Origin of the sequence: Tetragenococcus halophilus, assembly GCF_001712815.1 — a bacterium.
GTDB classification, from domain to species: domain Bacteria; phylum Bacillota; class Bacilli; order Lactobacillales; family Enterococcaceae; genus Tetragenococcus; species Tetragenococcus halophilus.
This window is the reverse complement of sequence record NZ_CP012047.1, coordinates 2,231,749-2,257,427: the sequence shown is the minus strand read 5'-3', so window position 1 is coordinate 2,257,427 and position 25,679 is coordinate 2,231,749. Positions and strand designations below refer to the sequence as shown.

The window sequence follows — 25,679 nt, the reverse complement described above, 5'->3', positions numbered from 1 at the left end:
GAGAAGTTGAGGGATAAAGAGATGAATATTTTGTTTACAATGCAACATCATTTGAATAAATTGTCAAAAGCAGAAAGAAAATTAGCAGAATGGATCCTTGAGCAACCAGAAAAGGTCATTTATATGAGCGCTAAAGCTTTATCACAAGCTTCTAATACAAGCCCGGCGACCGTTGTACGATTATGTTATTCACTAGGTTTAGAAGGATTCACAGACCTGAAATTAAAACTTTCTGCGAATCAAACAACGATCGAAGAAGATTTATATACAGATATTGTTCCCAATGAAGATGTTGGTACAATTAAACAAAAATTATTGTTAAAAATGACTGATGGTCTAGAAAAAAATTGTGAGGATCTTGAAGTGAATCCGATCGAACAAGTAATTAATTTGCTCGAATCAACAGACGCTATATTTACTTATGGAATTGGTGCTTCGGGCATCGTGGCTGATGATTTTGCCCAGAAATTTTTACGGATTGGAAAAAAAGTGATTTATAGTAAAGACTATCATTTGCTTACAACAGTGATCGTAACCAATGAAGCCCCCAGCTGGGTTTTTCTAGTTTCTAATTCCGGGAAAAAGCAAGAAGTTATCAATTTAGCTTTACTAGCAAAAGACAAAGGGATTTCAGTAGTATGTATGACAAGTAAAGCACATTCAACATTGGCCACGATTTCTGATGTATTGTTACATACAGCTGATGGTGGTGAAGCGCCTTTAAGAAGTTCGGCAACAAACTCTTTACTGGTACAATTATATACTGTTGATGTGTTATTTTCTGCCTACGCAAGTAAGCACTATGATGAAATACTAGGGAAATTAGAACAGACAAAAACGATGGTACAAATTATTGAACAAAATGATTAAAATGCAAGCTCATGTATTTTATTTTTTCATTGCTAATAAATAGCTGTTAAAAATAAGATACATGGCGCTTGCTTTTTGTTATACTTATAAAAAAATACATATAGTCTCAGTTTAAAGCTTTGTTGAACTAAAAAACATGTATTAGGCTATATTAAGGAGAAATAAATGAAGACACAAAAATTAGCGATTATTGGGGTGGGGCATGTAGGGTCTAGCGTGTTAGCAACTGCTTTACAAACAGAGCTCTTTGGAGAGATTGTTTTGCTTGATCCTAAAGATAAAGTTGCTTGGGGAGAAGGGTTAGATCAAATGCATGCTGCTGGTCTATTGTCTCGAAAAAACATTGCAGTTCATATAGGAGATTATACAGATTTAGCGGATGCAGATATTGTTATTGTTGCCGCTACCCATGTCTATCCAAACGGTGAAATTCCCGCAGATCGCCAAGAGTTACTTACTGAAAACCTCCCGATCATTCATGAGATTATGACAAATATTGTACAAAATACGCAATCAGCGATGTTAATTTTTATTACAAATCCGGCTGATACAATCGTTTATATTGCAGCGACTTATGACTATCCTAGAAATTTACTTTTAAGCACTGGAACTATGCTAGACTCTTCAAGGCTACGCCAGCTGCTTGGTCAGCGCTATCAGGTAGATCCTAAGTCTGTTTCGGGTTATATGATGGGTGAACACGGGTTTGCTGCTTTTCCTGTACTTAGCCATTTAACAATTGCTGGCATTTCTTATGATAAACTGAGTACTTATTTTCCTGAGGTAGCCTTACTTACAGCTGAAGAGATAAAAGAAAAGGTAGTGCAAGCGGCTTATGATGTTTTTGCTGCCAAAAACGGGGTGACCAACGTTGCTGTTGCACAAGCGGCAATTGATATTGCACGTTGTATTTTATTGGATGAAAAAAGTATTTTTCCTGTGAGTGTACCAATGACTGGACATGAATATCATTTTGCAAAGCCTTGTGCCTATAGCATTCCGTGTGTGTTGGGAAAAGAGGGTGTAGAAAAGAAATTACTTGTTTCCTTGAATTCTTGGGAAAAGGAAAAACTAGCAGAGTCAGTCGCTAGCATACGAAAATCAATTATACTAACAGAATAAGAAGTTTATCTTTAAGTTAACTTTTATAAAAACAGCTTAGTCATTGATTAACCTTGACTAAGCTGCCTATTTATAAAATTGTGTCTATCGATTAATTTGCAAACGAGTAATAAATTCGGCGATCTCTTCTATCGACATATCATCAATCTGTACTGTTTTTGCGTCTAATTGATTATAAATATTTTGCGCATAATCCATTTCTTCTTTAATATGTGTAACATCGGTATAAGACGTACTACCACCTAAGCCAAGTGAGTTTAAGCGCTTCTGACGTGTGCGTTGGATGATCTCAGGTGTTGCTACTAAGCCAATTAGCTTTTCTTTTGGAACATCAAAAATCTCTTTAGGTAAGGGGATTTCTGGTATTAAAGGCAGATTGGCTACTTTATATGATTTGTTAGCTAAATACATGCTTAAAGGTGTTTTTGACGTACGTGAAGGGCCTAAAATAATATAGTCTGCTTTAAAAAAGCCTTTTGGATCTTGTCCATCATCATATTTCACAGCAAAGTCAATGGCCTCTATTTTTTCAAAATAATCAGGCGTTAATTTATGCTGGGCGCGAGCTTCACCTTTAGGCACAAGACCTGTCTTACCTTGGATCAATTCCATCATAGGAGTCATGAAATCGACATAGCTTAAAGAAGTGCGTCTTACAAATTCTTGTGCGGTTTCATTAAAAGAATCTTTGACTAAAGTACTAACAACAATTGCGTGCTCCTGCAGAGCGTCTCCTAAGATTTTAATCAGTTCTTCTTTAGAGTCGATAAAAGCAAAACGTTGCGTTTCGATATTGGTTAATTCTGGAAATTGGGCAAGGACAGCGTTAGTGACTTTTTGGGCTGTATCTCCGATGGAATCTGAGATAATAAATAATTTTAGTGAATGTTTGTTATTCATTGTGTGCTTTCACCTTAATCCCTTCTTCGATAAAATGGTTCATGATACGTGTTTTGGTAATTTTACCAATGATTTTATCGTTTGTTCCTTTCTCAACAACAGGAAGCGAGTCAATTTGCTGTTGCATTAGCTTACTACCAGCAGACAAAATCGTCTTATCTGGTGTGATCGTGACAATATTTGGCATTCGGCTCATTACAACCGCTACTGGAATACTCTCTTCACTGTTTGTCAAAACACTGCGTAAAAGGTCTTTTCTTGAAAGAAGGCCGACCAATCGTTTACCTTCATTAACGACATACAAAGAACCTACGTCATACATAAATAAATCAGTAATCGCTTCTTTTAATGATGTGTCTTGCTTAATAAATACGGCTGGAATCATAATATCATCGACTTTTTTGGTATATAATTTTTCAAATAGTAATGGCTCAATTGTTTGTCCTGAATAAATGTAACCGACTTTGGGACGGGCATCTAATACACCTGTCATCGTTAATAACGATAAATCATTACGTAATGTGGGCTTAGTGAGATTGAGCTTTGCAGCGATGTTATCTCCGGTGATTGGCTCATTCTCCTTAACAATGTCGATAATCAACTTTTGTCGAGCAGAAAATTCCAAGGCAACACCTCCCTTGTTTTTTTACCTACTCTTATCATAGCGTAACTTTAGCGAATCGGCAATCATTGAGCGTTGCTTGGGCGCAAGCTAAGCGAGCAGCAGGGATTCGATAAGCTGAACAGGAAACATAATCTATGCCAATTTGTTGAAAAAAGGCGATTGATTGAGGATCTCCGCCAACTTCTCCGCATACACCGATCTTCATGTCAGATTTGGTTTGACGAGCTTTTGTTACGGCTGTTTGAATCAACTGGCCAACACCTGTTTGATCTAAGCTTTGGAAAGGATCTTCTGGTAAAATTCCTTTTTCTTTATATATAGACAAAAATTTACCAATATCATCACGTGAGAAACCATAGGTCATTTGTGTGAGATCATTTGTACCAAAACTGAAAAAATCTGCTTCTTTAGCTAATTGATCGGCTGTCATGCAAGCTCTAGGTAATTCAATCATCGTACCGATTTCAAAAGGAAAGGGTGTTACATCATATTTTTTAAATAAATCTTCAATCGTTTGCAGCAAAGATCGTTTCACTTCAATTAGTTCTTTTTCTTCTGCAATCAACGGAATCATTATTTCGGGTTTCACATTGTAACCATTTTGATTTAATTGAATAGCACTTGTAAAAATTGCTTCAACCTGCATTTGATAAATTCTCGCTTCTGTAATACCTAAACGACAGCCACGATGACCTAACATAGGATTGGTTTCGTGTAGTTGGTTGATTTGTTTGTTTATTTTTGTTGGAGACTTATTAAGACTAGCAGCCAATTCGGCGATCGTTTGTTCATCTTTTGGTAAAAATTCGTGCATAGGTGGATCTAAAAGTCGGACGATCATAGGTTTTTCATTTGTTATTTCTAACATATGATAAAAATCATCTTGCTGAAAATGAAGTAATCGTTGTAGAGCTACTTCGAATTCCTGATCATCTTCAGCTAAAATTAGACGACGCATCTCTAAAATTCGGTTTTCCCCAAAGAACATATGCTCCGTGCGTGCTAGACCTATTCCAGAGGCGCCAAAATCGATCGCCGCTGTTAAGTCTTGTAATGTTTCAGCATTAGCACGTACTGACAAATCAGCTTGTTCATCTGCCCAACTTAATAAAAGTTGTAATTTTTGATTGCTTATAGGAGTAACGGTTTGAAGTTTACTTTGATAGATCCTACCTGTAGAACCATCTACAGAAATAATATCGCCTTCTGTCAATACTTGATTATCACAAGTAATCATTAGATTTTCTTCGTTTACAGTTAATGCTTCACATCCGGCTACACAGCAAGTGCCCATGCCACGAGCAACCACAGCAGCATGGGAAGTCATTCCGCCCCTGGAAGTAACGATTGCTTCACTTACAACCATTCCTTCAATATCTTCTGGAGAAGTTTCTTGACGTACTAAAACAACTTTTCTCCCTTTTTCATGAAATTCTTTAGCTTTTTCTGCTGTAAATACAATTTGACCGCTTGCAGCTCCTGGACTTGCGGGGAGTCCCTCAGCTAACAAGCTAGCTTCTTCTAGTGCTTTTGGATCGAATACAGGATGGATTAACTGTTCTACCATAGTAGGTGTCACTTGTAAAAGAGCTTCTTTTTTAGTTATGACCTTGTCTTCAACTAGTGCTAAGGCGATAGATAAAGCTGCCTGTGCAGTACGCTTCCCATTTCTTGTTTGCAGAATAAATAACTGTCCTTTGTCAATTGTAAATTCAATATCTTGCATATCTCTATAGTGTGATTCTAATATTTCTGCATAATGAATAAAATCTGTATAAGCATTTGGTTGTAACTTTTTTAGTTCACTTAGCGGTTGCGGTGTGCGTATTCCTGCAACGACATCTTCACCTTGAGCATTACGTAAAAATTCACCAAATAATTTCTTTTCACCAGTGGCCGGATTCCGAGTAAAAGCTACACCTGTCGCACTTTCTTCCCCACTGTTACCAAAAACCATCGTTTGTATATTTACAGCGGTTCCTAGGTTAAACGGGATGTCGTGTAATTGCCGATAAACTTTTGCTCGTGGGTTTTCCCATGAGTGAAAAACCGCTTTGATTGCAATAAAGAGTTGTTCTATAGGATCTTGCGGGAATTCCTTTTGTTGAATATAGTAAAGGTCTTTATAAGCTTCTATTACTCTTTCTTGTTCTATGATGGAAAAATCTGTCGCATTCTTAGAAAATGACGCTTCATATTTTGCTAAGATTTTATCAAAACTTTCCTTAGCTATGCCATAGACTACATCTCCAAACATTTGTATGAGACGGCGATAACAATCATAAGCAAAGGAAGAATCCGTTAATTTGGCAAAAGCTTTTACTTTAATATCGTTTAAACCCAAATTAAGAATAGTATCCATCATTCCCGGCATAGAAAACTTCGCACCACTACGCACAGAGACTAACAGTATAGGTTCATTCGTTAAAAATGATTTTCCAGTTTCGTTTTCCAGCTGATGAATCGCTTCCAAAATATCTTTTTTCAAATTTTGTTCAAAATAATTTTCTTGCTTTAAAAATTGTACACAGGCCGTGGTCGTAATGGTAAACCCCGCGGGAACAGGTAAACCTAAGCTGGTCATTTCTGCTAGATTTGCTCCTTTTCCTCCTAAAAGATCTTTCATGTCAGCATTACCTTCGTTAAAACGATAGATTTGTTTCAATTAATACACACCTTTCTTTATTTATTACGTATCATATGATATAAATAAAATATATATGACTCATATATATTTGTCAATAAATAAAATAAAGCGTGTTAAATTTATTTATTATTTTATTAGAGTAAAAAGGCTTTTTAATTTAATTTTTTCGAGCTTTGTTTTATTATAAATATGTAAGGTTGTTTTTTAACAACGAATAAAAATTAGGAGGAAAAAGCATATGGCAGATCAAAAAGGTACAAACGTTCCAACTAGTGAAGTAAAAGAAACAAACGGACAAGTTTCAGGGGAGTTAACATTTGAAGATAAAGTAATCCAAAAGATCATTGGTATTGCTTTGGAAAAAGTTGACGGTTTGTTACAAGTTGACGGTTTGTTACAAGTTGACGGTGGCTTTTTCTCAAATATGGCTGAGCGTATTTCAAATTCAGACAATGTAACAAACGGTATCGAGACTGAGGTCGGCAAAGAACAAGTTGCTGTAGATTTAGATGTTGTTGTTGAATATCGTAAAGACGCTCAAAAAATTTATGAACAAATTAAAAAAGTGGCTGCAGAACAAGTCAAAAAAATGACTCATCTAGATGTAGTTGAAGTAAATGTTCATATAGAAGATATCAAAACAAAAGAAGAAATTGAACAAGATAAAAAATCTGATGAAAAACAATCGGATAACTCAGATGAATCAGATAACTAAAATAAAGGTCGATTTATCACTGAATTCAACGAGCGTGTGTAGCTAGGAAGTTTTAGTATTCTTTTTGCTAAGTTCGTATCGTTGGTAGAGAGGGTGAAGCTATGGGTAAGCTAGGTAAAAGCTTAATCAGCATCCTGTTGTTGCTTTTGGTTTTCATATCTTTTTTTGTGTTGATAGAAAATCAAGATGCTGTGCAACTACCGATACGTTTTATTTCAATGTATGACTATCCATGGATTGGTATGTATATGCAGCAAACGTTATTCTGGTTAAGTATCTTATTGTCTGTGTTAGCGATCTTGTTATTAATTATCACAATTTTTTATCCTAAAAAGAAAAATAATTTAATTTTAGAACAAGAACAAGGTTCATTAAAAATTCAAAGAAAGGCAGTAGAAAATTTTGTACTGCAAATTGTGAATAAAGAACCTTTTGTTGAAAACCCCAGCATAAAAGTGAAGATGTATAAGAAAAAGATTCGGATCAAAGTTGCAGGCTATATGAGAAAAGCGATGGCGATTCCGGAAAAGCAAAATGAATTAGTGGATGAGATTCAAACAGAAGTATCTTCACTGTTGGGAACAACTGAAAACATCAAGACAGATGTGTATCTTGAAAATTATCGAAAACCTGAAGAAAAAAATGAAGAGCGTGTAAAATAAAGGAGGTTGCCAAATGCAGGAATTTTTACAGCGATATCGTGATGGAATCATTGGCGGTGGGATTGGATTGATTTTGGCAATTCTTCTGCTAACGATTGGTTTTGCAAAAACATTGTTAGTTATTGTGTGTACGATTATAGGAGCATTTATTGGCCTTTATCTGAACCAAATTGGTTTTTTTGATCGTTTTAAAGGACCTAGAAGATAGAAGATTAGGAGGATGTCAATATGGAAAAACAAGAAAATAAAGTAAATATAAATGATATTTCTGGAGAGTTAACTTTTGCAGAAAAAGTCGTTAAAAAAATTATTGGTTACGCGATGGATAATATTGATGGTTTGTTAACAATTAATGGTGGTTTTTTCTCAAACATTGCTGAAAAATTAGTGAATACTAATGACGTTACCACAGGAATTAATGCGGAAGTAGGGAAAAAACAAGTCGCTGTTGATATGGATGTAGTTGTTGAATACGACAAAGACAGCCGTCATATTTATGATGAAATCAAACGTATAATTGCAAAAGACATTCGCGAAATGACTCATTTAGAAGTGGTTGAAGTTAATGTAAATGTTGTAGATATTAAAACCCAAGAACAATATGAAGAAGAAAGCGAAACTGTGCAAGATAAAGTAACAAGCGCTGGAAAAACGACTGGACATTATATTTCACAACAAACTAGTAAAGCCACTCAAAGTGTCAATGAAAGTGTTGAAAACATTGAAGAAAATCGCGAACCTAGAGTGGAATAACAAAAAAGTAAAAGAGGTTGGGATGAACAATCCCAGCCTCTTTTTAAGGTTGCAATAATTCAGTGGGGGAAGTATTTCGAGCATAATTAATATAGGTTAAAAGCAGCTCTGGAGATTCCTTCCCTCCTTTTTTTATCCACAGTAAAAGAATAGAAATTGTACTTGATAGTAAAATTTCTTCGGCATAATCATTGGGAATCTTTTCAATCGGTAATTGATTTTTTTCATGAGCTATGTATTTTTTTACAGTATTGGTTAATAATTTTTTAAAAGTAGAGACAAACTTAGGATCTCCATTTTCCTCTACTAAAGCTTTAATAAAAGCTAAATCATCTTTTACATAATAAAGTGCATTGAGAATCAATCGATCCGGAATTAATGGATTTTCTTCCCCCTTTTCAACAGGCTGATCAAATATTTGCTGAATATTTGTTAAAATGTCTTCTTCTAGTTTTTCAATTAAATCATATTTATCTAGGTAATGGAGATAAAAAGTTCCTCGATTAATTTGTGAGTGACGAGTAATATCACTTACGGTGATTTCTTCTAAATTTTTTTTATTAAGCAGTTGGACCAGTGCTTGTTTAATTTTATTTTTCGTTTGTGTATTGCGTTGCATGACGATCTCCCTCTTTTGATTATAGTGTACAATGGAAATAGAACTAAAATCAACATCATGTATAATTAATTACTTAAATCGACAAAAAAATGCAAGTTGTTTATGGAAAGTTTTCTGTAATCATACTATAATACTACACGGAACTCAACAAGTTGTCCATATAAGGAGGAGCTTTTAGATGTCTTACATTGAAATAAAAGACAGTACGAAAAAATTTAAAACAGGCAATACAGAAATTATTGCCAACGATGCTTTAACTTTTTCGATTGAAAAAGGCGAGTTAGTAGTAATTTTAGGCGCCTCTGGAGCAGGAAAATCTACATTGTTGAATATCTTAGGGGGGATGGACACCAATACCAGCGGTCAAGTGATGATTGACGGAAACGATATTTCTGCGTATTCTGCCAAAGATTTGATCACTTATCGTCGTCATGAGGTGGGTTTTGTTTTTCAATTTTATAATTTGGTGCAAAATTTAACCACTAAAGAAAATGTAGAATTAGCTTCAGAAATTGCAAAAAATCCTCTGGACGCTGTAGATGTCTTAACAGAGGTCGGTTTAAATGACCGTATCGATAATTTCCCTGCACAACTTTCTGGTGGGGAACAACAACGGGTCTCAATTGCTCGAGCCATTGCCAAAAACCCTAAAATCCTACTTTGCGATGAACCTACCGGAGCACTAGACTCGCAAACGGGAAAACAAATATTACAGATCTTGCAAGATCGCAGTAGAAAACAAGGCGCAACCGTTATTATTGTCACGCATAATTCTGCAATTGCACCTATTGCTGATCGTGTTGTTCGTATGAGTGACGCTAAGATCAACGAAGTTGAAACAAATGAACAACCAAGCGATATTGCAGCTATTGAATGGTAGGTGAAAAGGATGCATAAGAAAAAACTTTGGAAAGACATTAGGCGATCAGTTACCGGTTCTTGGGGAAGATTTTTTTCCATTTTAAGTTTAATGGCTTTGGGAACATTTGCCTTTGTAGGCTTAAAAGTTACGGGTCCTGATATGCGAGCTACAGCTGAGAATTTTTACGATCAAACGAATTTAGCTGATATGACGCTAACTTCGACCTGGGGGTTAGATGATTCTGATCAAGATCTTTTAGCTAAAGCTGATAAGCTAGACAAGGTAGAATACGGTTATCTAGAAGATGTGACAGTTAAAGATACGGATACAAGTATGCGCATCTTTTCGGCACCAGAAGATCTTTCACAATATGAAGTTGTCAAAGGAAACATGCCCCAAAATAAAAACGAAATTGTTTTAGACTACCAACAACAAGGGAATTATAAAATAGGGGATGAAATCAAGCTCAGTCAAGAGGAATCAGAAGACTCCGATGATAACGAAGAATCTGCACAAGATATTCTAGATAGAACTTCTTATAAAGTTGTAGGTTTTGTGAAATCCAGTGAAATCACAGAAACATCAAACATTGGGCAAACCACAGTTGGTACAGGACAGTTAGACAGTTATGGTGTGGTACCAGAAGAAAACTTTGATTCTGATGTTTATATGATCGCTCGAATGGATTTTTCTGATACACAAAATTTAAATGCCTATAGCGATAATTATGATCGATTGATTCGTAAGCATCAAAAATCTGTGGAAGAGTTATTTGCAGATCAAGATGAAAAACGTTTAAACGACGTTAAAGAAGATCAACAAAAAGAAATAGATGACGGCTGGGACGAAATAAATGATACAAAACAAGAATTAGCAGACGCCCAATCACAATTAGAAGATGCCAAAGACCAGATCCAAGACGCACAAGCCGAAATCGATGATAATCAAGCAGAACTAGATGAAGAGGTTACACAAGCGCAAAGCCAAATTGAGGATAGTCAACAACAACTTGAGCAAGGAAGATCGTCTGTTGCCACAGCACAAAACCCAGCGGTTGCAGAAGAAGAACTCAGAAATAAAGAAGCAGAATTGACGCAAGCCAAAAATAATTTGGCGAATGAACAAGCTCAAGGCCAACAACAACTTGATCAAGCGCAAGAAGAATTAGCTGATCAACAAGAAGAATACGAAGAAAACAAAGCAGACTATGAAGATCAAAAACAAGAAGCAGATGAAGAGATACCTGATAAAGAGCAAGACTTAAGAGACGCTCAAGATGAACTTGATGACTTAGAAGCACCGGATTATACTTTTGAAGACCGTAAAGATGGGAATCCAGGTTATAAGCAATATCTAGAAAACTCTCAACGGGTGGACATTTTATCTAATATATTCCCAGTATTCTTATTTGCTATTGCAGTTTTAGTAAGTTTAACGACAATGACGCGTTTTGTAGATGAGGAGCGCATTAATTCAGGAACATTAAAAGCGCTAGGTTATAGTAATTGGGATGTTAAGAAGAAATTTGTTGTGTATGGCATCATTTCTAGTGCCCTTGGTGCATTAATAGGAACAGCTTTAGGTCATACATTACTACCGACAGTTATTTTTGAAGCATATGCAGCTTCTTCTACTTTTGACCAAGTCACACTAAACTTTTCACCCTTTTATACATTCATCGGTTTTGGAATTGCGATAATATGTACAACTTTACCGGCATATCTAGTGGCAAATCGAGAACTAAAAGAAAAGACAGCGCAATTATTAGTCGCTAAACCACCTAAAAAAGGTTCTAGAATTTTATTGGAACGTATTACACCGATTTGGAATCGTATGAGTTTTACTTATAAAGTGACGGCTCGTAATTTATTCCGTTATAAAAAACGTATGTTTATGACGATTTTTGGTGTAGCAGGTTGTGCCGCATTATTGGTCACGGGTTTTGGAATCAGGGATTCTTTAACGGGTATTGTGGATCATCAATTTGATGATTTAGTTAAATACGATTTAATTGTTAGTAAAACTGATGATTTATCTGATGATGAACAAGAACAATTAGATGAAAAATTAGATCAATCTGACATCAGTAATGATACTGACGTGCATTATGAGGAATTAAATGTACGAGCTGGCGAAAATAATGACACACAAGATATTACAATGTTAGTTCCTGATGATGAAAGAGCCTTTGATCAAGATGTTGAAATGGTTAATCGTCAGTCACAAAAACAATTATCCTTGCCTGATGATGGGGCCATTTTCTCTGAAAAACTGGCCGATTTACTAGGGGCCGAAAAAGGTGATACTGTAAGCTTGGATGATGAAGACGGACAAAGTCATAGCGTAAAAGTCGCCGGTGTTACTGAAATGTATATGGGACATTATATATATATGAATCAAGAAGCTTATCAAAACTCTTTTGATTCTGCTGGTGATCCTAATGGTTATCTGGTAACCTTAAATAATACGACACAAGATAACATTGATGAACAATCATCCTCATTTATGGATTTAGATGGTGTTCAAGGTGTAGTTCAATCTAGTGCGATTAGCGAACAGATAGATAATGTGATCGATGGTTTGAATAACGTGATATTAGTATTGATCACTTGTGCTACTTTACTTGCTTTGGTGGTTATTTATAATTTAACAAATATCAATGTTTCCGAACGTATCCGTGAATTATCCACGATCAAAGTATTAGGATTTTACGATCGAGAAGTTACGATGTATATTTATCGGGAGACTATCCTACTTTCTATCTTAGGGATTCTAGCCGGCTATGTTGTGGGTTATTACTTACATGGCTTTATTATGCAGACACTACCTCCAGATGATGCAATGTTTAGTCCTGGCTTACAGCTTTCTAACTTCATTTTATCTGCCGGTATTACACTATTGATTACTTTCATTCTAATGTTTGTTATCCATAGGAAATTAAAAAATATCGACATGTTAGAAGCACTGCAATCCGCAGATTAAATATGAAAAATGCCGCATTCTCGAAATTGAGAATGCGGCATTTTTTTAAAATAATCCCCAAGGATGTAATTGCTTACTATATTTTTTATATAGTTTGTCATTAAATTTACCTTCTACTAAGTAGCTATAAATCAATACATTGGGGAAATAAATACCTAAATTAAGTAATTTTTGATAATCTTCAGGGGCTAATTCTTTGGCAATCGCTAAAGCTGTAGCAGAGCTGCGGCTTACGCCGGCATCGCAATGAACCACAAAATGACTATCTTTGTACTTTTCGATAAAATCATGTGTTTTTTTGAAATCATCTTCATCAAAAATATGATAGTTATTATCAGGGTATAGACGATCAAACATTGCTCGGATTTTTCCACTTTTTTGATCAATATCATCGATCGGAAGTTCTAAAACAGCTTTATAACGGTTTTTTACACTATCAGGCATCGGTGTTGCCATCTGTCCTCGATCGTATCCGGCGTAAGAAATCAAAACAGAATTTGATAAAGGCTCATAATCAAGAGCTTCTGGATGCGATAGTGCGATAGCCTTCATATCTTTATTGATTTGATGGCCACGAAGGTTATAAGTTGTATCCATAAAAATCGCTCCTTTCCTAAATTGAAAACGTATCCTATATTTCTATGGTATCTGTTTCTAAACAATTGTTCAAATTTGTGAATTAAATGGCTCTTTTTGGCATTTAACTTATGGCCGTGATAGGATAAAAATAAAGGAGATGAAGAGAATGAAAACCTTAACGGCAGACGAAATGTACCAATACGAAAACAAAGTCATAAATGAAAAGGGCGTTGCCTCTATTGTGTTGATGGAGTGTGCTTCGCGTGCAACTGTGGTGCAGATGAAACAAAGGATAACTAAAAAAGATACTATCGTTATCGCTGCCGGAGGTGGAAATAACGGCGGCGATGGTATAGCAGTAGGACGAATTTTACATAACGAAGGATTTCAAGTGGAAATTTTGCTAGTAGGAAATCCTGATCATTATTCTGACCAAAATCGTCTGCAGCAAAAAATAGCGAAAGAATATGGGGCTATGATTAAAACGGATTTGGCAGAAGTTGATTTTACCAAGGGAACAGTGATTGTTGATGCATTATTTGGTATTGGCTTAAACCGACCGGTAAAAGGCCAGGCGTTAAAAGTTATAGAGAAAATAAATGCGAATAAACAAGCTCGTATTTACGCTATTGATGCACCATCTGGTATTTCTTCTGTAGAGGGAAAAATCTTAGGGACTTGTGTGATAGCAGATGAGACGATTACCTTTGGTTTTTATAAATATGGCATGGAGAAAAAAGAATTAGAGAATTATTTTGGCCATATCACTGTGGATGATATTGGATTTTTCTATGAGGAGTGAGCAAAGATGGAACAAGGATCACTTTTTTCAAATCGAAAAAGCACAACCCCTTTAGCTAGTAGCGTACGTCCTAAAACAATTGGTGACTTTGTAGGGCAAGAACAACTATTGGGTCAAGGAAAAATTTTACGTGAAATTATTGAACAAGATCAAGTCTCTTCCATGATTTTTTGGGGCCCTCCTGGTGTCGGAAAAACCACCTTAGCAGAAATTATTGCACGACAAACTAAAGCAAATTTTATTACAGTCAGTGCAGTCAATAGTGGCATTAAAAAGATAAAGGGCTTGATGGAACAAGCGGAAACAAATCGTGACTACGGCGAAAAAACGATTATTTTTGTAGATGAGATTCATCGTTTTAATAAAGCGCAACAAGACGCCTTTTTACCTTATGTAGAACAAGGAAGTATTATCCTAATAGGTACAACAACGGAAAACCCGTCTTTTGAAGTGAATTCTGCTTTATTGTCACGTTGTAAAGTATTCGTTTTAAAGGAATTAACTGTTTCTGATATTGTTAGATTATTAAAGAATGCTATCAAAAATCCCGATGGTTTTGGTAACTATCAAATAACAATTGATGATGATGCGATAGAAGCCATTGCTCGTTTTGCTAACGGCGATGCAAGAAATGCTTTAAACACCTTGGAAATGGCAGTTTTGAATGGCGAAAAAGACGGTAAAAGTATCACTATAACAACAGATGCTTTGGAACAAATTATCAACAAAAAGTCACTACTTTATGATAAATCCGGGGAAGAGCATTATAATATTATTTCTGCTTTGCATAAATCGATGCGTAACAGTGATGTTAATGCAGCGATTTATTGGCTAGCGCGTATGCTCGAAGGCGGAGAAGATCCTCTTTATATTGCCAGACGTCTCGTTCGTTTTGCCAGTGAAGATGTCGGATTAGCAGATACCCATGCATTAAACCTTGCGGTAAATGTTTTTCAAGCTTGTCAATTTTTAGGAATGCCTGAGTGTGACGTTCATTTGACAGAACTTGTAATTTATTTATCGCTTGCTCCTAAATCAAATGCTGTGTATAAAGCTCGGTTGAATGTCGCACAAGATATCAAAGAATCTGTCAATGAGCCCGTTCCTTTACAAGTCAGAAATGCTCCTACTAACTTGATGAAGGATTTAGGCTATGGAAAAGATTACCAATACGCACACGAACAAGAAGATAAATTGTCGACAATGAAGACGATGCCTCCTTCATTAGAAGGTCATGAATATTACTTTCCAACAGAGGAAGGAAAAGAAGATCGTTTCAAAAAACAACTAAACTATATCAAAAAATGGCATGAAGAGCATGATTAAGAGAATATAAACTAGTTTATTGGCCTAAAGTCAGTTGAAATAAAGGCCAAAGGCAAAGCAGTTGGCCCAAAGTAGTACTAAGTTTAGGACAATGGTAAAGCAAATGGCCCAAACTTAAGGTAGGGAAGGGCCGTAAGTTAAGTATTTGGCCCAAAGCTGGCTTAAGGAAGGGCCTGTAATTACTTTATTGGCCCAAAGTTAGCCTGAAAAAAGGCCAAAAGCCAAGTCATTGACCTTAAATTAAACCTAAAAATTTAAAAAAATTGCTGATCCTAAATTATACCAAGTAAAAAAGTAACTCCTCCGATGCTTTTACCACCGGAAGAGCTTAGTATAGTTTTATCATCATTACTTCCAATACTTTCTTTGTTCAAGTTTTTCGAAGTAGTCTATTTTATTTTCAAACCAATAAGGAAATTGGCAGCCTTTATTGACATATCGTATATGTCTTTTACCAAAATTTTCTTCTGGTTCGAAATGTTTATTCAATATATTTTTAATCACTAGTGGTGCATTAATATAATCAGAATATTCAGATTTTAACTTTTTCTAAAAAATGACAAAAAAATCAAATGCTTACGCAAGGGATGACTTTTCCAGAAAAAATTTTTTCATTATTTATCTGAATACTGTTGCAACGACGACAAATGCTATTTCGTCACGTAGGAACGAGTAATACCCACAATTCTTCAAAAGGTTGAAAAAGCAGATGTTTTAATAGGCGCTTGATTTGGAACGGGGATTTCTTACTTCCTGTCTCTACTTTGAGTAAATACGTCAATAGACTGGCAATCATGGCGAGAATGATTTGATTGCTTACCCCTTTTTCACTGTGTGAAAATAGCTTTTTAATCGTCATATGTTGCTTGATATGCTTAAAAAATAGTTCAATTTGCCATCTCGCTTTGTACATGTCGGCCACTTCTTGGGCGGTCACATCAAAACGGTTGGTGACAAAGCGTAATTGTTTTCCTTTTTCATCCTGAATCGTGACCAAGCGAAACGGGGAAGTGAAATAAACCTGAGTGCCTAACACTACCATTTGGTCACGCAAAATGTTTTTACTCTGAGAAGGTTCATAAGTTTCTAGGACATGAACTTTGGCATTTTTCTTCACTCTTGTGACGAAAAAGTAGCCGTCAGCTTCCATCTCGTCCAGTCGCTCGTAATCAATATAGCCACGATCAAAGATATAGGTCGCTTCCGGTTGATTGACAAAAACTTCTAAGTGATTGTCATCATGTTCTACCGCATTCGTGACTTCAAACTGATCCGGATACAAGTGCTCTTTATCCATAAAACAGAGTTTTAAGTGAAGCTTGATCCCCGCTTTGGTTGAGCGAAAGTCTGCCCAAGGGTACCGAGTGGTATTTAACGAAAAAGTGGAAGAATCCACGAGATAGAGTGCGTTTCGTTTGGTCACCGGTATTTTTGACCGTGCTTTTTCCAGTAACTGTGCGAAAATCGCCCACAAAATTTCGTCGTCCATCTGGGCGAGCTCACGGGAAAGCTGCGAATGACTAATGGCATCTAACTCCATGGTCTGTTGTAGATCAGGGGAAACAAACGCTGTATCTATTTCACGTAAACTTTCGCACTCATTGTCGATGCCATAGAGAAACACTTTCAAAAAGTGTTCAAAATCAAACTTTTTATGATACTTGTCGGCTTGAGAAATTTTCTCACGAATAGAAAAAGGTAATTTTTTTAAAATAATATTCGAAAACCATTTATTAAAAGCTGAAATTGTTTTATACTTATCCATGTGTTTGTCCTTTGTATTGGTCTTGGATAAGTCATCCAAGACCAGTATAAAGGATTTTTTTATGGATGGAAATAGTGTGAAACATAATGAGTGAATTTAAAATGTTTCATGCACCACTAGTGATTTTTAATATATTTTTCTTTATAGTTATCACCCACAAATGCTAGTATGTCTGATCTTTTGAGTGAACGATTATGCATAATTGTGCCATATTCACAAATTGTTCGAGCATAGGCTGTTTCTTTTGGTTCAATAAAGCTGCAAGAAGCGCAAATTAAGGTATAACGTTTGTGTATTATATGAAAACTGCCGCAGTTTTGACATCGAATGCCTTTTTTTAATTGTGCTAGTCTTTTTTCTGAACAGATGTAATCAGTCCGATAGGAAGGGATGGTATGATTTTGTATCACAGTGTGCCAACCGTTTGTTGGACATTTTCGGTAATTCTCATTTAAATTCATTAACCATAGGGGAATTTTTTCGTAGGTTAATGTTGTTTCAGTTACTTCGTCTTCGATCGTAATTTCTGATTGGGGATTCATAAATATCAAGACACCTTCAACTTTCATATTAATATGAAAGTCATCCAACAATCGTTTGGTGATTCTCTTAGCGCGATGCAGCTGTTCATAAATATTATGAGATAAAAGTTTTTGTTGTGTATACCATGCGTTATTAACGTAAGTGTATTGTCCATGATAATTTTTAATATCAATAAGGATAATCGTGTGATCGTTGACGACTATTTTATCCATTTGCAAAATATTTTCTTGATAACTTAATGTTATATCATCAATAATGGGAAAGGGTTTGTCTAAAAAGTAAGAACATAATTTATCAAAATCCGTTTCCCCCTTGTGGCCAAGTTTCGATCGGTGATAAACATTTGCTTCTTCTTTTGTTAATTCACCTCGATGATTCACTTCTTCCAACCATTGTAGTTTATGACTCTTTTTGCGCATAATATCCTCTCCTAACAGGGCTTTATTTACTAGTACGCAAAAAATGTCAGTTTCTTTTTATAAACTTTTTTCAATTCTAATAAAAATAAGACGATTTTTTGGGATTTGACCAAGGAAATCGCTATAATAAAAGAAAAGAGAGGAAAGGAGATTATTATGGGATTATTAGTAGACGGCAAGTGGTATGACCAATGGTATGATACCGAAAGTACAGGGGGGCGTTTTATTCGTAGTGATTCGCAGTTTCGTAATTGGGTAACCAAAGATGGCAGCGCAGGACCAACAGGCGAAAGTGGCTTTAAAGCAGAGCCAGATAGATATCATTTATATGTTTCTTTAGCTTGTCCTTGGGCAAGTCGTACGTTAATTATGCGTAAGTTAAAAGGTTTGGAAGAGATGATTCCACTATCTGTCGTAAATCCATATATGGGAGAAAATGGCTGGACTTTTGCAGAAGATAAAGGTGTTATTAAAGACCCGATAATCAATGCGGACTATTTATACCAAATTTATACCCATGTAGATCCGAATTATAGTGGTCGTGTTACTGTTCCTGTTTTATATGACAAAAAGCAAAATAAAATCGTTAGTAACGAATCTTCTGAAATTATGCGAATGTTCAATTCAGCTTTTGACGATATCGGAGCTGAAGCTGGCGATTATTATCCTAAAGAACTGCGAGCAGAAATTGATGCGATCAATGATAAAGTTTATAACAATGTAAATAATGGGGTATATAAAACAGGATTTGCGACAAAACAAGAAGTTTATGAACAGGAAGTCAAAAATTTATTTACTGTTTTAGATGAACTAGAAGAACGCTTGAGCCAACAGCCATATTTAGTAAGTGATCAATTAACAGAAGCTGATTGGCGTTTGTTTACCACCCTCGTTCGTTTTGATAGTGTTTACTTTGGTCATTTTAAATGTAATATCCATGCGTTGACGGATTATAAAAATCTATGGCGCTATACCAGAGAATTATATAATTATCCAGGAATTAAAGAGACAGTAGATTTTTATCATATTAAAAATCATTATTACAGAAGTCATCCAACGATTAATCCGAATGGAATCGTGCCTGTAGGTCCTAAATTGGATTGGCGTTTGTCCGAAGAAGATAGGAAAAAATAGAAGATGTAAAAGCGCACCGGCATTTTTTTGTTCGGTGTGTTTTTATTCTTAAACTTTTAGAAAGCGTTTGACACGAACCCTAGTTCATACAGTATAATAAAAAGACTAGAAGAGATCTCTATCTTTTTTGTAAGGAAGAAGGTGTTATTATGCAAGAAGAAGTAACAGGTAAAATTCCACGTTTAATTGATGAGGTCGAAAAGATCATTTTTGGCAAACGGGAATCTATTCGGCTAACGATTGCTGCTTTATTAGCAGGAGGACACGTTCTTTTTGAAGATGTTCCAGGTGTAGGTAAGACGATGATGATTAAAACATTAGCTAAGGCAATAAGTGGTACGTTTTCGCGCGTTCAATTTACCCCAGATTTGTTGCCTAGTGATATTACAGGAGTGACCATTTTTAATTCACAAACGAATCAGTTTGAATTTCGACAAGGTCCGATTTTTACTACAATTTTATTGGCAGATGAAATCAACCGGACGACGCCTCGCTCCCAGGCAGCTCTTTTAGAAGCCATGTCAGAAAGAGCAGTAACTATTGATAATCATACCCACCTACTTTCTTCACATTTTTTTGTTCTAGCGACGCAAAATCCGATTGAATTTGAAGGGACGTATCCTTTACCAGAAGCACAATTAGATCGTTTCTTATTTCGTTTATCGATTGGTTATCCTTCTTTTGATGATGAATTAAATTTGATGTTAAAACCTCAGCAAGAAGAAGTTGAAATCAATCAAGTGATTACATCAGAAGAAGTTGAGGAACTAAAAAATATCGTTGCTCAGGTATATGTGGATAAGCAAGTCGCTAAATACGGGCTAGAACTCATTACTGCTAGTCGTAATCATCCAGAAATTGTTTTAGGTATTAGTCCTAGAGGAAGTTCAGCTTTTATTCAAGGGGCACGCGCTTATGCATTAACACAAGGGAGAAATTATGTTACGCCTGAGGATTTACAAAATATTTTACCTGCGACATTTGGTCATCGATTACGATTAGAAGGTGGCTATTATGATGAACAGCGGCTTAACTCTGTGATGGAGCAATTGATAGAGGAAGTGCCTGTACCTATACGGCAGGTGAGAAGATGAAATACCTTCAGCAAACTTGGCACTTTTTAGCTTTTTTATGTGTCTATTTATTATTTGTTAGTTATGCTTTAGCTTTTCCTTCTGACACTGCATGGACCTTACTTCTGTTTTCTACATTGGTGGTTTTATTAGAGGTTTTTAGCCTAATAGGAAGTCTTCAAAATCTTGAATTTAAAGCGTCGCATTATCTATTGGCTCATGTAGACGAAATAGTTCCAGTAGAAATTACGATGAATAAACAGCCAAAAAAATTACTCTGGCTAATGGTCTGTAAAGTGTCTTCACCTCAGTATTTAGAAGATTTTACTTATTCATTTTATTATGGTCAGAAAAAGTCATTACAGATAACTTGGCAACCCTATACACGTGGTATCGTACAAAAACAGACGATGCATATTACAGCTTCCGATTTGTTTAGTTGGTTAAAAAAAGAAAGCACAAATTCATTTACGGTACATTGGTTGGTATTGCCGGCTGTTCATCCTTTAGGAAAAGTAGCGGCAAATTTTTTTCAAAAACAGTTAATACTTAATAAACAAAATTTTGGCGAACCTTCCTTTAAAATTAAGAAATTTCGGCCCTATCAATCAGGAGATCGACTAAACCAAATTGATTGGAAACTTTCAAGTAAGCAGCAAGAATTAGTTTTACGCGAATACGAACAAGAACAACCAATAGAAACTATTTTTTTATTTTACGGCAAGAATAGCGCCTCCTTTGAAGCTATGTTAAGTTTATTTTATTCTTTTTGGCAAGAGTTTCAAAAGGATAAAGCGCGATTTGTCCTTTTAGGAGAACAAGGAGCTAGCTCAACTAATTTAACACAAGAGGACTTTTCAACTATTCAACCTTTAAATGAGGAAGTTGAACTTCCTGATTTTGGAAAAAAACAGATCATCCATTTTATTCCAGAAATGAACCAGCAAGCAGAAGTTTTTTCTGCCAGTCGTTGGGTTCAAGTGTATGATTACCAGCAGCTGTTGCAACAACTGAAGGAGTGAGGCGATGCGTAGAAGAATTTATGACAAAATAGCTCCAATGGTTCTTTCTTTTCTTACCTTCTCATTGGCGTTTTACCAACTTTTAAAGATTTACCATATGGAAAGCTTATTTAGTCAGAATCTTGTGATTATTGCTCTTTTTTGTTTAGTTGCGGGATTACTTTCTAAATGGTTTATAAAACTTCCTCTTTATTTTTTTATATTATGTGGGGGATTGTTTTTAAATTTTTCGCAAAACTTAGTGTTTTCGGTGACATGGGCAAATGTTTTTTGGCAACGTATAGTAAATTTGAGTGGATTATTTTTAGATGGAAGGATTGGTTATCTCCCAAAAGAAATTGCTATTAGTTTAGTCCTTCTAGTTGTGAGTTTATTAGCAGAACTACTCATCGAATACGAACGTGTAGTGATCAGTTACCTAATTATTATTGGCTACATGTTATTTTTAATTATTTATAATGACATCGAATTACCTTTAGAGATTATACTATTTGCTAGTTTTGGGCTGTTACATCGCTTTTTGCTTATTCACAAGAAAAATAAAAGAAATTATCTCATTGTTGTTACGTTGTTAGCTCTATTTTTACTAATTACGTGGGGAACTCCTAGTGAACTTATAGAAACAAAAATGCTTGCTCCCAGTGCTAGGTTTAGAAATTACCTAAATGAGAAGGGTTTTTACCAATTTATCGAAGAAACAGGAGCAGGGAATCTAACGCGAAGCGGCTTCAGCGAAGATGATGAAACGCTAGGGGGTCCTCTTTTAGATGATAATCAAGTTGTTTTTGAGGCCCAACAACAATCGCCGCATTATTGGCGAATAGATAGTAAGACTTACTATTCAGGTTCTGGGTGGGAAAGTCCAGCACCTGGCAATACACGGATAGATTCTTATAGTGGAGAAGAAATTGACTTGGTTGATACTGATTATCAGGCAGAATTTGCTGAAGAAGAGGAAATTAATTTTAATCGTGAAGTTATGGATTCTTATCTTCCCTTACCTTATGGCAATAAACAAATCAAGCTTGAAGAATCGACAGCTGAACTATTTGTAAATCAAGAAACCCAGCGTGTTGACTTCCAAAATAGCGAACAATCTCGTTCATTTCAACTAGCTTGGCAAGATTTTAATTATACATTAGAAGAACTAGCAGATGTTTCTTTGTCAACACCTGAGACCTCAGTTGATTATTTACAGCTGCCTGACCAATTACCTCAACGAGTGGTAGACTTGGCAGAAGAATTGACAGCTAAAGAGGAAACGTTAATTGGAAAAGTGACAGCTATCGAAGATTACTTGAAGGACTCAGAAAATTTTCGTTATTCTAAAGTTGATGCAGGTTTTCCTACAGAAAATCAAGACTATGTGGATCACTTTTTGTTTGATTCTCAAGTGGGTTATTGCGATAATTTTTCTTCTGCGATGGTGGTGATGTTACGAGTTGTGGGAATACCCGCACGTTGGTCTAAAGGCTTTTCTACCGGCGAAAAAGTAAAAGAAAACCAATTTGTCGTACGAAACAGTGACGCTCATTCTTGGGCGGAAGTCTATTTTGAGGGATACGGTTGGTTGCCTTTTGAAGCGACGCCTACATTTAGTCAGCCTTTACAACAAACGACTACATCTTCTGAAACCACAGAGAGTTCTTCTTCAGAAAGTACAACAACTCAAGAAACATCAGATACTACGACAGAAGAAAGTAGCAGCACCACAGAAGAAGACAGCAGTATGATAAGCACTAGTACTACAGAGACACCAGCAAATCATCGTTCTTTTGCCATTTCTCCTGTAGTGAAAAACGCTCTTTTTATTCTTTTGTTTGTTATCTCTTGTGGATTTATCTATATATTATGGCGTTGGTATTTTTATTTGTATATTTTCTTTCTTGTTAAGATTAGTCAGGCCAATATTTTAAAAGTCTATCCTATTTTATTAAAAAAGGCCGAAAAATTTGTCTTTCGAGCTTCCAAACAGCCGTTAAGCCATTATACACAAATCTTTGAAGCAAACTATCCTGAATTTCAACAGACTTTTATTTATTTGACTTCAAGTTATGAGCAAGTCTTGTATGGTGGTAAACAGGAGGATAAACAGTCATATGGTCAGTTGCTTCTTGCTGTTGCTTGGCATTTGTCTCAGGCAAAAAAGCGGAGAAAAACGTAATCGACACTATTTGTTTTGATAACGCTTCTGATTTATTTATATTTTATTAATATCCTATAGAAAACTGTAAATTCAAAATGAAAAGTATTGCCTTAAAGTAGACATTAAAGGTTAAAATACAAAATAAGGTATAATAGTAAGTGACAAAGTATTTTTGAGAAGATGGATCGATTTGTAATAGTAGAAGGTGAGGAACTATTTTTAAAAAATTAGCGAAATTAGCAGTGATCGTTCTCATTGCGTTTTTTACTAAACCTCTTTGGGAAGAGCCTGTAGAAAATTTTACCACACAAGTTTTTGATCAGGGGTTAAACTTTAATTCTATGAGAGAACAGGCAGTATCGCTGTATGATTCGATCACTGGAAATGAAGAAACTGACGAGCAAAGCCAAACAAAAGCATTAGAACTCTCGCAACCTGAAGCGCAAACTTTTTCAATAGGTAATATTGAAATCGGCGACCAAAGAGAACAGCTAGAAGAAAGCCTTGGAGAACCTGCGCGCGAAACGACCAACGAATACGGCCTGCAATGGTCGAGTTATCATGACAATTATCAAAATTTTTTGATGGTTACTTATGATCAGCAAGATACAGTTCAAGGACTATACACCAATCAAGATTTAGTGGCGGCGCAAAATGATATTGCTCTGGGGACAACAAAATCAGAAGTTCATGAAGAACTAGGTGAAGCGGAAAATGCAATCCGCCATAGTGGTTTTAATATGCAGACAAATAATGACGGAGAATATGATATTTATCGCATTGACGGCAACTATGTAACGATTTTTTACGACATACATGAAAATGATGAAGTGACAGCCATGCAAATCGTAAAGGAGCCATTAGAAACAGAAAAAAGTTCTCCTTACGCAGAGGCTAGTGACGATTTAAAAGAAGGATTTGAATATCAATTGTTTGATATCACGAATGCTGAACGTTTAAAACGAGGGTTAAATGTATTGGATTGGAATGAAGAGGTAAGACAAACTGCTAGGAAACATAGTACAGACATGGCAGAAAATCATTATTTTGATCATACCAACCCAGAAGGTCAATCACCATTTGATCGGATGCAAGCAGACGGTATTACTTTTATGAGTGCCGGTGAAAATTTAGCTCAAGGACAAACCAGCAGCATTTTTGCTCATCAAGGGCTTATGAATTCTGCAGGCCATCGTAAGAATATTGTCAATGATGGTTTTTCTGAGCTAGGAGTTGGCGTTGATTTTAACGAAGATAACCAACCTCTTTATACTGAAAATTTTCTTACGCAATAAATTAAAAAATGTCTTTTTTGTGGGGATCACAGAAAAGGCGTTTTTTCTTTTAATATAAACAAGTTTATTTTTATATGGTAAACTTAAAAAAATAATCACAGAAAACGTGTATAAAATAAATGAGAAAATTTTCAGGAGGGCAAGCATATGAATCATATGGGTACACAACAATTAATAACGAAAAGATTAAATTTGCGCAGATTAAAACTGGAAGATTGTCACTCGATGTTTAACAACTGGGCGAGTGATGAAAAAGTAGCAAAATATACTACTTGGTATGCACACCAATCTGAAAAAATTACCCAAGAATACTTGAAAACGATTGTTCACTCTTATGATCAATTAGATTATTATTGTTGGGGAATTGAGTATCAAGAAAATTTGGTTGGTATGATTTCAGTTATCCCTGTTGAGGAAAAAGCTGAAGTATGCGGTATTGCTTATGTTTTAAGCAGAGATTATTGGAACTTAGGATTGATGACTGAGGCAGCAGATGCCGTAATTAGGTTCTTATGTAAAGAAGTAGAATATCGTCGTATTATCGCTTGGTGTGATGTCGCTAATGCGGCTTCTGATCTTGTTTTAAGAAAAATTGGCATGCGATTAGAAGGCAAACTACGTCAACATATCGCGCGAAAAGACGGCAGTTATGGCGATGAATATCTATATGGCATTTTAAAAGATGAAATAGGGTGAACGTGAAAGCATTAGAAGGGATTTTATTTCCAAGAAATAGTGTCTAAACAAGACAAAATTAGCTGTGTTATGCTATGATTTTGTTTGTCTTATTTAGGCTTTTTTTTATGAAATATGGGAGC

23 protein-coding genes are annotated in these 25,679 nt (G+C 35.7%); 16 read left to right on the top strand and 7 right to left on the bottom strand.

Going from position 1 to position 25,679, the window contains the following annotated elements; translation table 11 throughout:
* The first annotated feature begins 21 nt into the window (after positions 1 to 21).
* Positions 22 to 870 carry a MurR/RpiR family transcriptional regulator gene (locus tag AC806_RS10830; RefSeq protein WP_069029314.1) on the top strand — a complete coding sequence of 283 codons (849 nt, stop codon included), beginning with the start codon at positions 22 to 24 and terminating at the stop codon, positions 868 to 870.
* Positions 871 to 1,035: 165 nt separating this feature from the next.
* Positions 1,036 to 1,992: a lactate/malate family dehydrogenase gene (locus AC806_RS10825; protein WP_014125780.1), complete on the top strand. Its 957-nt coding sequence runs from the start codon at positions 1,036 to 1,038 to the stop codon at positions 1,990 to 1,992.
* Between the two features lie 84 nt (positions 1,993 to 2,076).
* On the opposite strand, the gene AC806_RS10820 is transcribed toward AC806_RS10825, so the two are convergent.
* From AC806_RS10820 to ppdK, 3 genes are read right to left on the bottom strand one after another with little or no spacing between them, the layout of a single operon-like run.
* Positions 2,077 to 2,892 (bottom strand): pyruvate, water dikinase regulatory protein, encoded by an 816-nt coding sequence (locus tag AC806_RS10820; RefSeq protein WP_014125779.1) that lies wholly within the window; start codon positions 2,890 to 2,892, stop codon positions 2,077 to 2,079.
* A complete protein-coding gene (locus tag AC806_RS10815) occupies positions 2,885 to 3,517 on the bottom strand; it encodes a helix-turn-helix transcriptional regulator (protein WP_014125778.1) in 633 nt (210 codons plus the stop codon). The genes AC806_RS10820 and AC806_RS10815 overlap by 8 nt, the downstream gene beginning before the upstream one ends.
* Before the next feature lie 34 nt (positions 3,518 to 3,551).
* Positions 3,552 to 6,182, bottom strand: coding sequence for a pyruvate, phosphate dikinase (gene ppdK / locus AC806_RS10810; protein WP_014125777.1), 2,631 nt, complete (start codon positions 6,180 to 6,182; stop codon positions 3,552 to 3,554).
* Between the two features lie 220 nt (positions 6,183 to 6,402).
* On the opposite strand from ppdK, the gene AC806_RS10805 reads away from it, so the two are divergent.
* The 4 genes from AC806_RS10805 (at position 6,403) to AC806_RS10790 (ending at position 8,294) form a co-directional block, all read left to right on the top strand.
* Positions 6,403 to 6,879 carry an Asp23/Gls24 family envelope stress response protein gene (locus tag AC806_RS10805; RefSeq protein WP_069029313.1) on the top strand — a complete coding sequence of 159 codons (477 nt, stop codon included), beginning with the start codon at positions 6,403 to 6,405 and terminating at the stop codon, positions 6,877 to 6,879.
* Between the two features lie 101 nt (positions 6,880 to 6,980).
* Entirely contained in the window at positions 6,981 to 7,541 is a 561-nt protein-coding gene (amaP, locus tag AC806_RS10800) for an alkaline shock response membrane anchor protein AmaP (protein ID WP_069029312.1), read from the top strand.
* 13 nt (positions 7,542 to 7,554) lie between these two features.
* Entirely contained in the window at positions 7,555 to 7,749 is a 195-nt protein-coding gene (locus AC806_RS10795; protein ID WP_014125774.1) for a DUF2273 domain-containing protein, read from the top strand.
* A 20-nt stretch (positions 7,750 to 7,769) separates the two neighbouring features.
* Positions 7,770 to 8,294 carry an Asp23/Gls24 family envelope stress response protein gene (locus AC806_RS10790; RefSeq protein ID WP_069029311.1) on the top strand — a complete coding sequence of 175 codons (525 nt, stop codon included), beginning with the start codon at positions 7,770 to 7,772 and terminating at the stop codon, positions 8,292 to 8,294.
* 43 nt (positions 8,295 to 8,337) lie between these two features.
* Here the strand turns inward: AC806_RS10790 and AC806_RS10785 are convergent, their stop codons facing one another.
* Positions 8,338 to 8,913: a TetR/AcrR family transcriptional regulator gene (locus AC806_RS10785; RefSeq protein WP_069029310.1), complete on the bottom strand. Its 576-nt coding sequence runs from the start codon at positions 8,911 to 8,913 to the stop codon at positions 8,338 to 8,340.
* A 178-nt stretch (positions 8,914 to 9,091) separates the two neighbouring features.
* Between AC806_RS10785 and AC806_RS10780 the strand changes: the two genes are divergently transcribed.
* Both AC806_RS10780 and AC806_RS10775 read left to right on the top strand, forming a co-directional pair.
* Positions 9,092 to 9,793 (top strand): ABC transporter ATP-binding protein, encoded by a 702-nt coding sequence (locus AC806_RS10780; RefSeq protein ID WP_069029309.1) that lies wholly within the window; start codon positions 9,092 to 9,094, stop codon positions 9,791 to 9,793.
* 9 nt (positions 9,794 to 9,802) lie between these two features.
* On the top strand, positions 9,803 to 12,757 hold the full coding sequence (locus tag AC806_RS10775; RefSeq protein WP_069029308.1) for an ABC transporter permease: 2,955 nt from the start codon (positions 9,803 to 9,805) through the stop codon (positions 12,755 to 12,757).
* Between the two features lie 45 nt (positions 12,758 to 12,802).
* On the opposite strand, the gene AC806_RS10770 is transcribed toward AC806_RS10775, so the two are convergent.
* Positions 12,803 to 13,354, bottom strand: a complete 552-nt coding sequence (locus AC806_RS10770) for a hypothetical protein (protein ID WP_014125769.1) — start codon at positions 13,352 to 13,354, stop codon at positions 12,803 to 12,805.
* A 148-nt stretch (positions 13,355 to 13,502) separates the two neighbouring features.
* On the opposite strand from AC806_RS10770, the gene AC806_RS10765 reads away from it, so the two are divergent.
* Together AC806_RS10765 and AC806_RS10760 are read left to right on the top strand one after the other, a co-directional pair.
* Positions 13,503 to 14,138 (top strand): NAD(P)H-hydrate epimerase, encoded by a 636-nt coding sequence (locus tag AC806_RS10765; protein WP_069029307.1) that lies wholly within the window; start codon positions 13,503 to 13,505, stop codon positions 14,136 to 14,138.
* 6 nt (positions 14,139 to 14,144) lie between these two features.
* Positions 14,145 to 15,464 (top strand): replication-associated recombination protein A, encoded by a 1,320-nt coding sequence (locus AC806_RS10760; RefSeq protein ID WP_069029306.1) that lies wholly within the window; start codon positions 14,145 to 14,147, stop codon positions 15,462 to 15,464.
* A 658-nt stretch (positions 15,465 to 16,122) separates the two neighbouring features.
* Here AC806_RS10760 and AC806_RS10755 read toward each other — a convergent pair.
* Positions 16,123 to 17,229 carry an IS4 family transposase gene (locus tag AC806_RS10755; protein WP_069029305.1) on the bottom strand — a complete coding sequence of 369 codons (1,107 nt, stop codon included), beginning with the start codon at positions 17,227 to 17,229 and terminating at the stop codon, positions 16,123 to 16,125.
* A 116-nt stretch (positions 17,230 to 17,345) separates the two neighbouring features.
* Positions 17,346 to 18,191, bottom strand: coding sequence for a nuclease-related domain-containing protein (locus tag AC806_RS10750; protein ID WP_069029304.1), 846 nt, complete (start codon positions 18,189 to 18,191; stop codon positions 17,346 to 17,348).
* A gap of 156 nt (positions 18,192 to 18,347) precedes the next feature.
* Between AC806_RS10750 and AC806_RS10745 the strand changes: the two genes are divergently transcribed.
* From AC806_RS10745 to AC806_RS10720, 6 genes are all read left to right on the top strand, one after another.
* The gene (locus AC806_RS10745; protein WP_069029303.1) at positions 18,348 to 19,325 is read left to right on the top strand and encodes a glutathione S-transferase family protein; all 978 of its coding nucleotides are present in this window, start codon (positions 18,348 to 18,350) and stop codon (positions 19,323 to 19,325) included.
* Positions 19,326 to 19,474: 149 nt separating this feature from the next.
* Entirely contained in the window at positions 19,475 to 20,419 is a 945-nt protein-coding gene (locus AC806_RS10740) for an AAA family ATPase (protein ID WP_069029302.1), read from the top strand.
* The gene (locus AC806_RS10735; RefSeq protein WP_014125761.1) at positions 20,416 to 21,420 is read left to right on the top strand and encodes a DUF58 domain-containing protein; all 1,005 of its coding nucleotides are present in this window, start codon (positions 20,416 to 20,418) and stop codon (positions 21,418 to 21,420) included. Before AC806_RS10740 ends, AC806_RS10735 begins: the two co-directional genes overlap by 4 nt.
* A gap of 4 nt (positions 21,421 to 21,424) precedes the next feature.
* Positions 21,425 to 23,584 (top strand): transglutaminase-like domain-containing protein, encoded by a 2,160-nt coding sequence (locus tag AC806_RS10730; protein WP_069029301.1) that lies wholly within the window; start codon positions 21,425 to 21,427, stop codon positions 23,582 to 23,584.
* A 323-nt stretch (positions 23,585 to 23,907) separates the two neighbouring features.
* Complete coding sequence (locus AC806_RS10725) at positions 23,908 to 24,861, top strand: CAP domain-containing protein (RefSeq protein ID WP_231960494.1); 954 nt, start codon at positions 23,908 to 23,910, stop codon at positions 24,859 to 24,861.
* 147 nt (positions 24,862 to 25,008) lie between these two features.
* Positions 25,009 to 25,557: a GNAT family N-acetyltransferase gene (locus tag AC806_RS10720; RefSeq protein ID WP_069029299.1), complete on the top strand. Its 549-nt coding sequence runs from the start codon at positions 25,009 to 25,011 to the stop codon at positions 25,555 to 25,557.
* Positions 25,558 to 25,679 lie beyond the last annotated feature (122 nt).

Coding starts and splice junctions, on each gene's coding strand:
- AC806_RS10830 (WP_069029314.1), top strand. CDS start 22: ATGAATATTTTGTTTACAATGCAACATCATTTGAATAAATTGTCAAAA.
- AC806_RS10820 (WP_014125779.1), bottom strand. CDS start 2,892: ATGAATAACAAACATTCACTAAAATTATTTATTATCTCAGATTCCATC.
- AC806_RS10755 (WP_069029305.1), bottom strand. CDS start 17,229: ATGGATAAGTATAAAACAATTTCAGCTTTTAATAAATGGTTTTCGAAT.
- AC806_RS10730 (WP_069029301.1), top strand. CDS start 21,425: ATGCGTAGAAGAATTTATGACAAAATAGCTCCAATGGTTCTTTCTTTT.
- AC806_RS10765 (WP_069029307.1), top strand. CDS start 13,503: ATGAAAACCTTAACGGCAGACGAAATGTACCAATACGAAAACAAAGTC.
- AC806_RS10735 (WP_014125761.1), top strand. CDS start 20,416: ATGAAATACCTTCAGCAAACTTGGCACTTTTTAGCTTTTTTATGTGTC.
- AC806_RS10750 (WP_069029304.1), bottom strand. CDS start 18,191: ATGCGCAAAAAGAGTCATAAACTACAATGGTTGGAAGAAGTGAATCAT.
- AC806_RS10770 (WP_014125769.1), bottom strand. CDS start 13,354: ATGGATACAACTTATAACCTTCGTGGCCATCAAATCAATAAAGATATG.
- AC806_RS10780 (WP_069029309.1), top strand. CDS start 9,092: ATGTCTTACATTGAAATAAAAGACAGTACGAAAAAATTTAAAACAGGC.
- AC806_RS10760 (WP_069029306.1), top strand. CDS start 14,145: ATGGAACAAGGATCACTTTTTTCAAATCGAAAAAGCACAACCCCTTTA.
- AC806_RS10790 (WP_069029311.1), top strand. CDS start 7,770: ATGGAAAAACAAGAAAATAAAGTAAATATAAATGATATTTCTGGAGAG.
- AC806_RS10825 (WP_014125780.1), top strand. CDS start 1,036: ATGAAGACACAAAAATTAGCGATTATTGGGGTGGGGCATGTAGGGTCT.
- AC806_RS10785 (WP_069029310.1), bottom strand. CDS start 8,913: ATGCAACGCAATACACAAACGAAAAATAAAATTAAACAAGCACTGGTC.
- AC806_RS10745 (WP_069029303.1), top strand. CDS start 18,348: ATGGGATTATTAGTAGACGGCAAGTGGTATGACCAATGGTATGATACC.
- AC806_RS10805 (WP_069029313.1), top strand. CDS start 6,403: ATGGCAGATCAAAAAGGTACAAACGTTCCAACTAGTGAAGTAAAAGAA.
- AC806_RS10795 (WP_014125774.1), top strand. CDS start 7,555: ATGCAGGAATTTTTACAGCGATATCGTGATGGAATCATTGGCGGTGGG.
- AC806_RS10725 (WP_231960494.1), top strand. CDS start 23,908: ATGAGAGAACAGGCAGTATCGCTGTATGATTCGATCACTGGAAATGAA.
- AC806_RS10775 (WP_069029308.1), top strand. CDS start 9,803: ATGCATAAGAAAAAACTTTGGAAAGACATTAGGCGATCAGTTACCGGT.
- amaP (WP_069029312.1), top strand. CDS start 6,981: ATGGGTAAGCTAGGTAAAAGCTTAATCAGCATCCTGTTGTTGCTTTTG.
- AC806_RS10740 (WP_069029302.1), top strand. CDS start 19,475: ATGCAAGAAGAAGTAACAGGTAAAATTCCACGTTTAATTGATGAGGTC.
- AC806_RS10720 (WP_069029299.1), top strand. CDS start 25,009: ATGAATCATATGGGTACACAACAATTAATAACGAAAAGATTAAATTTG.